The 8,629-nt window shown below is 68.4% G+C and carries 7 protein-coding genes; 6 read left to right on the forward strand and 1 reads right to left on the reverse strand.

Annotation, left to right across the window (positions count from 1 at the left end):
- From infB to ACWELQ_RS29550, 5 genes are all read left to right on the forward strand, one after another.
- Positions 1-2,100 (forward strand): translation initiation factor IF-2 (gene infB / locus ACWELQ_RS29530; RefSeq protein WP_452400306.1); only part of this gene is annotated, 2,100 nt, incomplete at its 5' end.
- A gap of 111 nt (positions 2,101-2,211) precedes the next feature.
- Positions 2,212-2,502 carry a DUF503 domain-containing protein gene (locus ACWELQ_RS29535; RefSeq protein WP_452400312.1) on the forward strand — a complete coding sequence of 97 codons (291 nt, stop codon included), beginning with the start codon at positions 2,212-2,214 and terminating at the stop codon, positions 2,500-2,502.
- Positions 2,503-2,590: 88 nt separating this feature from the next.
- Positions 2,591-3,043 (forward strand): 30S ribosome-binding factor RbfA, encoded by a 453-nt coding sequence (rbfA, locus tag ACWELQ_RS29540; RefSeq protein ID WP_452400307.1) that lies wholly within the window; start codon positions 2,591-2,593, stop codon positions 3,041-3,043.
- Positions 3,044-3,049: 6 nt separating this feature from the next.
- A complete protein-coding gene (locus ACWELQ_RS29545; protein ID WP_452400308.1) occupies positions 3,050-4,045 on the forward strand; it encodes a DHH family phosphoesterase in 996 nt (331 codons plus the stop codon).
- A gap of 188 nt (positions 4,046-4,233) precedes the next feature.
- The gene (locus ACWELQ_RS29550; protein ID WP_452400309.1) at positions 4,234-5,136 is read left to right on the forward strand and encodes a DUF5995 family protein; all 903 of its coding nucleotides are present in this window, start codon (positions 4,234-4,236) and stop codon (positions 5,134-5,136) included.
- 62 nt (positions 5,137-5,198) lie between these two features.
- Here ACWELQ_RS29550 and ACWELQ_RS29555 read toward each other — a convergent pair whose 3' ends face one another.
- Complete coding sequence (locus ACWELQ_RS29555; protein ID WP_452400310.1) at positions 5,199-6,770, reverse strand: DUF4139 domain-containing protein; 1,572 nt, start codon at positions 6,768-6,770, stop codon at positions 5,199-5,201.
- Positions 6,771-7,117: 347 nt separating this feature from the next.
- Between ACWELQ_RS29555 and ACWELQ_RS29560 the strand changes: the two genes are divergently transcribed.
- Positions 7,118-8,575 carry an MATE family efflux transporter gene (locus ACWELQ_RS29560; RefSeq protein ID WP_452400311.1) on the forward strand — a complete coding sequence of 486 codons (1,458 nt, stop codon included), beginning with the start codon at positions 7,118-7,120 and terminating at the stop codon, positions 8,573-8,575.
- The last annotated feature ends 54 nt before the right edge of the window (positions 8,576-8,629 follow it).

Here is an 8,629-nt window from a genome sequence, read left to right on the forward strand (position 1 = left end):
GGTGCCGGTGGCGGTCGTCCCGGAGGCGGCGGCGGTGGTTACCGTGGCGGCGGCGCACCCGGTGCGGGTGCCGGCGCCGGTGCGGGTGCCGGTGGCAACACCGGTGCGCCCGGTGGCTTCCGGGGTCGTCCCGGTGGCGGCGGTGGCGGCGGTGGCCGTCCCGGTTCCGGTGGTGGTCGCGGCGGTGCCGCGGGTGCCTTCGGCCGTCCGGGTGGCGCCCCCCGCAAGGGCCGTAAGTCGAAGCGGGCGAAGCGCGCCGAGTACGAGAACCAGCAGGCTCCGATCGCCGGTGGCATCCGGCTGCCCCGCGGCAACGGCGAGATCGTTCGCCTCGCCCGCGGCGCCTCGCTGTCCGATTTCGCCGAGAAGATCGGCGCCAACCCGGCCTCGCTGGTCCAGGCGCTGTTCAACCTCGGTGAGATGGTCACCGCGACCCAGTCGGTGAACGAGGAGACCCTCGAACTGCTGGGTTCGGAGATGAACTACGTCGTGCACGTGGTCTCCCCGGAGGACGAGGACCGCGAGCTGCTCGCCAACTTCGACCTCACCTACGGCGAGGACGACGGCGACGAGGACGACCTGCAGGTCCGTCCGCCGGTCGTGACCGTCATGGGTCACGTCGACCACGGTAAGACCCGACTGCTGGACACCATCCGTAAGGCCAACGTCCGTGAGGGCGAGGCCGGCGGCATCACCCAGCACATCGGCGCCTACCAGGTGCTCTCCGAGGTCAACGGCGAAGACCGGCTCATCACCTTCATCGATACCCCCGGTCACGAGGCGTTCACCGCCATGCGTGCCCGTGGTGCGAAGGCCACCGATATCGCGATCCTCGTGGTCGCGGCCGACGACGGCGTCATGCCGCAGACGGTGGAGGCCATCAACCACGCGCAGGCCGCGGATGTGCCGATCGTGGTGGCGGTCAACAAGATCGACAAGGAAGGCGCGAATCCGCAGAAGATTCGCCAGCAGCTGACCGAATACGGTCTGGTGGCCGAGGAATACGGTGGCGACACCATGTTCGTCGACATCTCCGCCAAGCAGGGCACCAACATCGAGGCTCTCCTCGAGGCTGTCGTCCTGACCGCGGACGCGTCGCTGGATCTGCGGGCGAACCCGGACATGGACGCGCAGGGTGTGGCCATCGAAGCCCACCTCGACCGTGGCCGTGGCCCCGTGGCGACCGTGCTCATCCAGCGCGGCACCCTGCGGGTCGGCGACTCGATCGTGGCGGGTGACGCCTACGGCCGCGTCCGCCGCATGGTCGACGAGCACGGCGACGACGTCGTGGCGGCGCTGCCGTCGCGTCCCGTCCAGGTCATCGGTTTCACCTCCGTCCCCGGTGCAGGCGACAACCTGCTCGTGGTCGAGGAAGACCGGATCGCGCGTCAGATCGCCGATCGCCGCAACGCTCGCAAGCGCAACGCCCTGGCCGCGCGCAGCCGCAAGCGGATCTCCCTGGAAGATCTGGATGCCGCCCTGAAGGAGACTTCGGAGCTGAACCTGATCCTCAAGGGCGACAACTCCGGTACCGTCGAGGCCCTCGAAGAGGCGCTGCTCGGTATCGATGTCGGCGACGAGGTGCGTCTGCGCGTCATCGACCGCGGTGTCGGTGGCGTCACCGAGACCAACGTCAACCTGGCGTCGGCCTCCAACGCGATCATCATCGGCTTCAACGTCCGTGCCGAGGGCAAGGCGACCGAGCTGGCGAACCGCGAAGGCGTGGACATCCGCTACTACTCGGTCATCTACCAGGCGATCGACGAGATCGAGAAGGCCCTCAAGGGTCTGCTCAAGCCGATCTACGAGGAGCATGAGCTGGGCCGCGCGGAGATCCGCCAGGTCTTCCGTTCCTCCAAGTTCGGCAACATCGCCGGTTGCTGGGTGCTGTCGGGTTCGGTCAAGCGCAACGCCAAGGCGCGCCTGATCCGCGACAACGTGGTGATCACCGAGACCAGCATCCAGTCGCTGCGTCGTGAGAAGGATGACGTGACCGAGGTCCGCGAGGGCTACGAATGCGGTCTGACCGTCGGCTTCAACGACATCAAGGAAGGCGACATCATCGAGGCCTACGAGCTGCGGGAAAAGCCGCGCGACTAGGTTGCAGTACACGATCCCGCCGGGCCTTCACGGGTCCGGCGGGGTTGTGCCCCTTCCCTTTCCGGGTAACTGTGCGCGCATTCCCCGGGGCGCGTTCATATGACTGAAAAGATGTTTTTCGGAGCGCTCGAGTTCGATATCTTGCTCGGTGATGTCCATTCACTGAAGGAGAAGCGCTCTGTCATCCGCCCGATCCTCGCGGACCTCAAACGGTTCGATGTGAGTGTCACCGAGGGCGGAGATCATGACCGTTATCGACGGACCTTGCTCGGTGTGGCAATGGTCAGCTACGGCATGAACCACCTGACCGAGGTGCTGGACAAGTGTGAACGGCACGTCGCCAACCGTCCGGAGTTAGAGTTGCTGGCAGTACGCCGCCGCATCTTCGGACCCGAAGACTAACCCTAGAGCGGGACTTTCCCCTCCCGCAAGCAACAGCTTGCGGGAGGGGAATGTAACTACTCCGCTAGGAGGAAGAGGAGGGCTCGACATGGCTGACCAGGCCCGAGCACGCCGACTCGCAAAGCGCATCTCGTCGATCGTCGCCACGGCGATCGAATACGAGATCAAGGATCCGCGACTGCGGTTCGTCACCGTCACCGACGCCAAGGTGACCGGTGACCTGCGTGAGGCGACCATTTTCTACACCGTCATGGGCGAAACCATCGACGCCGAGCCCGATTACGCCGAGGCTGCCGCCGGTCTCAAGGCCGCCGCGGGCATTCTGCGGTCCAAGGTCGGCGCGGGCACCGGGGTGAAGTTCACCCCGACGCTGGCGTTCAAGCTCGACACCGTCCCCGAGGCGGCGCGCGAGATGGACGAGCTGCTGGCCAAGGCCCGTGCCGTCGACGCCCGCGTGGCGCAGGTGTCGGTGGGCGCGAGCTACGCCGGTGACGCCGACCCGTACAAGTCGGACGAGGACGAAGCAGACGACGAAGCCTGATCTGCCGTGACCCCCGTCGATGTCACCCCGGCCGTCGAGATTCTCGACCGCGCGAAATCGGTGACGATTCTCTGCCACGTCCAGCCCGACGCCGACACCGTCGGCAGCGGGCTGGCGCTGGCGCAGGTGCTGCGTCGACGCGGGGTCCCGGTCGTCGTCGCCTTCGCCGAACCGGCCGAACTGCCGTTCGCCATCCGGTCCTTGCCCGCCACCGACCTGCTGGTGCCCGCCGACCGGGTGCCGCGCGAGGTCGACGTGCTGGTCTGCGTGGACTGCGGCAGCGCCGGCCGCCTCGGTGCGCTGCGGGACCGATTGGACAGCGCCGCAACAACTTTGGTGATCGATCACCATCGCTCCAACACCCGCTTCGGCCAGGTCAACGTCATCGACGAGAACGCCGAGTCGACCGCGGGCGTGATCGCGCGCATCCTGGACGCCTGGGGTGAGCCCATCGACCGCGATATCGCGCACTGCCTCTACGCCGGATTGGTCACCGACACCGGCTCTTTCAAATGGGTGCGCCCCGGCTCGCACGCGCTGGCCGAACGCCTGCTGGCCACCGGCATCGACACCGCGGCCATCACCCGCACGCTCATGGACACCCACCCCTTCGCGTGGCTGCCCATGCTGTCGCTGGTGCTGTCGTCGGCTCAGCTGCTTCCGGACGCGGCGCACGGCGCGGGCCTGGTCTACGCCGTGGTCCGCCGCGAGGACACCGAGGCGGTGCGCTCCGAAGAGGTCGAATCCGTCATCGATTTGATCCGCACCACCGCCGAAGCCCAGGTCGCCGCCGTCTTCAAGGAATCCCGCGCCGAGGCCAACCACTGGACGGTCTCGTTGCGCTCCCACGCCAACGCCGACGGCACCCCCGGCGTCGACGTCGCCTGCGTCGCCACCGCACTCGGCGGCGGCGGACACCGCTACGCCGCGGGCTATTCCACCGCCGGAGAGCTGGACAGCCTGGTAGAGGCCCTGAAAGCGCGCTTGAGCAACCGCGCTTGAGTGATTGGGCCCACCGTTCGGGTGGTGCGTGAATCACCGCACCGGCGCGCTCGCGCGCGCTGAGTCAGATCGGTCGCGGATCTCCTTGTGCTGCTGCGTGGTTGGACTCCCGCCGGGGCTCGGATCAGCGATTATCGCAATTTGCTATGAAATAGCGTGGTCGGCAGACTCCCGGGGAACAGTCGTCCTTGGGAGTCACAACAGTCATGGTCCGCGCCACCCGCTTCGCCCTCGTGCTGACGATCGCCACCGCGATCGCCGCCTCCACCGCCACCGCCGCGGCCGATCCGGTCGCGCCCAGTGGTTCCGCCGGGCACACCGCGCCCGCCGCGCCGAGCGCCGCTCGGGTCCTCACCCCGGCCGAAAAAGCTGAACTGGTCGCGCTGTCGGATCCCGCCGCCGTGGCGGACCTGCACGACGGCCAGCGCCGGATGGAGCGGATCGCCGAGATCTTCTCCGGCGCGCAGGATCGCCGTGGCATCTTCGCGATCTTCTATCGCAATATCCTGCGCGACGCGAACCCGGTGCTCGACCGCGGCGACTTCGACGACCCGGCCTGGGCGCGTGCGGTCAGCGCCGAGTTCTTCCGCATCTACCTGGTGAATCTGCATGCTCACCTGACCGGCGGCCCGGTCACGCCGGAATGGGCGCGCTACTACGCCCTGGCGGCCGACCCGGCGCGTTCGCCCGGTCGCGTGGCGGCCGCCGCTCTCGACGCGCACCTGCACATCGACTTCCCGGAGGCCATAGCGGCCACCGGAACTCGCGTCGCGCACACCCGCGACTTCTTCGCCATCGGTGACTCGCTCATCGCGACCACCAACAACATCACCGACGACCTGAACGCCGTGTACGGCGCGAAGCTCGCCGACTTCTTCCACGCCTACTTCGTGGGCCCGGCCCTCGACTCGGTGCTGGGGGAGGATGCGACCAGCTACGTCATGTTCCAGAGCGTGCGCGGCATCTCCTTCGCCAATGGCCTGGCTCTCGAATCTCCGGTGCTGCACGACGCGACCGCACTGGAAATGCGCGCGATGTACCAGACCGCCGAAACGGTCTTCGACGGTCTGGAAGCTACCAACCTGATCTGATCGTGCTGTCGGTAGACACTGTCTGCATCGAGTAGACAGTGTCTTCGCGCTGGTTGTCGGTGTCAGTCCGGGAGGCCGAAGATTGTCACGCCTTTGGGGGCCTCTACCCGGTAGCCGAGGGTGATCGCCGTGGTGGCCTGCGGGGCGAGATCCAGTTTCCAGGTGAGGATTCCGAGCTCGTCGCGTTCGGCCGGGGGCGGCTTCAGCGCCGTCTCCTTGACCGTGACCGTGGTGTCGCGGGCGACCGGGAGGCGGTCGAGGACGGTGACGGTGGTGGGGCGTTTACCGTGATTGGCGACGGTGATCGTGTACTCCCATTCGACGCGGCGGGCCGAGCCGAGGGTGGCCTTGGTGGCGTTGCGACGCACCAGTTCTCGTTCCACCCGGATGCGATCGTCCACGCCGAGGGCGAGTTCGCGTTCCTCGCCGGGGGCCCAGATGTCGAGGTCGGTGGCGCCGACATACTCGCTGTCGTTGAACAGTGACGCGCGGCCCCGGGGGAGGGTGTGCTCGGAGGTGTTGCGGGCGGTGGCGCGCAGGATCGCGTCGGGGGAGTTGATCGGTGCGGTCACGTGATCGAGGTCGGCTTCGAGATCGAGGGCGGTGATCAGCGTGCGGTGCTCGGAACCGTCGGCGGCCACGGCGACCGGGCGTTGCGGGGAATACGTTGCGGCCGTGGCACCGTGCTCGACGGTCGTCACCGCTTCGCGGACCGGGGCGGGCGGCGGCAGGGGCGGCGCGCTCCCGGGTGCGCCCGAGGGTCCGGCCGCCGCCATCGGGAAGGCGGCGCCCTCGGGGCTGCCGAAGGAGGCACGGGCGAAGACCGCGCGGGTCGGCTCGGGCGGGGTGGTGCTGAGATACCACGGGTCCAGTTCGGGGACGTCGAGGGCGACGGCCGGTCGTGCCGTGGACAATTCGAGGCGGCATTCCGGCCAATCCTCGCCGGTCCGCTGGCTGACCAGCCCGAACCAGCGCAGGCCCAGGCCCTTGTCGTCGATGCGCAGATCGTAGGTGCTCGACCAGGTGGCGCCCGGCACCACGTAGGACAGCTCCAGTTCGGTGGTCGCCGGTTGGGCGGCGTCGACGGTGATGATCGCGGCGCGAATATCGGGCCGGTTCTTGCGGCCGAGGTCCGCCAGCCGCCGTTCGAGGGAGTTCTTCTCGCGAATCTTGTCCTGCCGCAGGGCGGCTCGCTCGCGGCGTCCGGCATGCACTGCCGCGTACTGGGCCTCGAGACTGTCGCCGAACGCGACCACCCGCTCATCCGATGCCTTGGCGAGGTGCCCGGCGGACTTCTGCACCAGGCGTTGCAGGAATTCGACGCGGGCATCGGCGGCCTTGTCCGCGTCGGCGAGTTCGGTGAGCGCGACATCGACTTCGTCTCGGCGCGCGGTCAGTTCGGCGACCTGCTCATCGCTGGGTTCGGGCTGCCGTTCGGTGACGATGTCCACCCCGAGCACCGTCACCTCGCCCCGCCCGGCCACGCGAATCGAATCACGCAGCAGTTCCATCGGCAGGGGAGCCACCCGTATCCGATGCTCACCCGCCTCGAGCGTCGCCCTGCCGGACCGGGTGACCCGCGCCCGATCCGGATACACCGTCACCGCCGCGATTGCTGTCTCGAGATCGACCATGCCGCCCAGCCTGCCCGAGCAGCCGCCGCGAGTCGACGTGATTGCGCGTGGCGAGCCGCCGTGTTGGGGAACCGCACCGAGAAAGGACCCGCTGGAATAGAGCTGGTCGGTCGGATGCGGACACTGACATATGTTTGCGTAACAATGTGTCCTGGGTTGGTCGATGGCCTAAGGGACATATATTGCGCGGCGTCGAGCAGTGCAAAGCGGCTGTGGACGGCACGGGCCAGTGTTGGTCAGAGGCGGGAAAACCGCTGGTGGCGCGGCTCTTCGAGGGCTTACGCATGGGGTACTCGGGTGCGGCGCGGCTGGGCGGGGGCGTCGGTGCCGTGTGGGATGGTGAATTGATGAGCAGCACCGAGGTTGTCGAGGGTGGGGGCGAGGACCCCGGATCTATCGGGAGGTCCCGCCAGGCCGACGAGTCCCGGGATACTTTGGCTGCCGCGCGTGAGGCGGCGGCTGCGGTGCGGGGGGCGGAGGCTGCGGCGGCGGGGCCGCGGCGGATTCTGGGGATCGCGATTCCGACGCTCGGGGTGCTCGTCGCGGAGCCGATCTATCTGCTGTTCGATATGGCCGTGGTGGGGCGGTTGGGGGCGTTGGCGCTGGCCGGGTTGGCGGTCGGCGGTTTGGTGCTGGCGCAGGTCAGTTCGCAGTTGACGTTTCTGAGTTACGGGACCACGGCTCGGGCGTCGCGGCGGCATGGTGCGGGGGATGAGCGCGGGGCCGTGATCGAAGGGGTGCAGGCCAGTTGGATCGCGGTCGGGGTGGGGCTGGTGATCGTGGCGGTGGTGCAGATCTTCGCGGGGCCGATCACGCGGGCGATCGCGGGTGGGGACGATATCGCGTCCAAGGCGGAGTCGTGGGTGCGGATCGCCTTGTTCGGGGTGCCGTTGATCCTGTTGTCGATGGCGGGCAACGGGTGGATGCGTGGGGTCCAGCAGACCCGGCGGCCGCTGTTGTATGTGCTTGCCGGACTGGTGATTTCCGCAATCCTGTGCCCGCTGCTGGTGCACGGGCTGCTGGGTGCGCCGCGCCTGGAGCTGGAAGGCTCGGCCATCGCGAACCTGGTGGGGCAGGCGATCTCCGGCGGGCTGTTCGTGAGCGCGTTGTGGCGGGCGCGGGTTCCGCTCGCCCCGCATATCGCGATCATGAAGGCGCAGTTGGTACTCGGCCGCGATCTGATCGTGCGCAGCCTGGCCTTCCAGGCGTCGTTCGTCTCGGCCGCCGCCGTCGCCTCCCGCTTCGGCGCGGCCTCGGTCGCCGCCCACCAGTTGGTCTTGCAGATCTGGAATTTCCTTGCCCTGACCCTGGATTCGCTCGCCATCGCCGCCCAAACACTGGTGGGTGCGGCCCTGGGAGCCGGAAACGCGCGCGGCGCACAGGGTTTGGCACGCCGGATCACCGCGTGGTCGGCACTGTTCTCGCTGGCCCTGGCGGCGCTCTTCGCGGCCGGGTATTCGGTGATCCCCCAACTCTTCACCACCGACGCGTCGGTACTCGACCGCACCCACGTGGTCTGGTGGTACTTCGTCGCCATGATCCCGGTCGCGGGCGTCGTCTTCGCCCTCGACGGCGTCCTGCTCGGCGCGGGTGACGCCGCCTTCCTGCGCAACGCCACCCTGGGTTCGGCCCTCCTCGGCTTCCTGCCGATGATCTGGCTTTCCCTCGCCTACGACTGGGGCATCGGCGGCATCTGGACCGGCCTGGTCGCCTTCATGCTGCTGCGCCTGCTCGCGGTGAGCTGGCGCGCCCTGTCCGGCCGCTGGGCGCGGGTCGGCGCCGAGGTGCCGGGCAGGGCGGCCTGACCGTTCCAGGTTCAGGCATACAGCGCGCGTACCGCGGTGTCGCCGATGCGCCGC

It is taken from the genome of Nocardia sp. NPDC004722, assembly GCF_053601505.1.

Excerpts from the sequence above, each read along its gene's own strand:
- ACWELQ_RS29535 (WP_452400312.1), top strand. The coding sequence starts at position 2,212 with ATGTTTTTCGGAGCGCTCGAGTTCGATATCTTGCTCGGTGATGTCCAT.
- rbfA (WP_452400307.1), top strand. The coding sequence starts at position 2,591 with ATGGCTGACCAGGCCCGAGCACGCCGACTCGCAAAGCGCATCTCGTCG.
- ACWELQ_RS29555 (WP_452400310.1), bottom strand. The coding sequence starts at position 6,770 with ATGGTCGATCTCGAGACAGCAATCGCGGCGGTGACGGTGTATCCGGAT.
- ACWELQ_RS29560 (WP_452400311.1), top strand. The coding sequence starts at position 7,118 with ATGAGCAGCACCGAGGTTGTCGAGGGTGGGGGCGAGGACCCCGGATCT.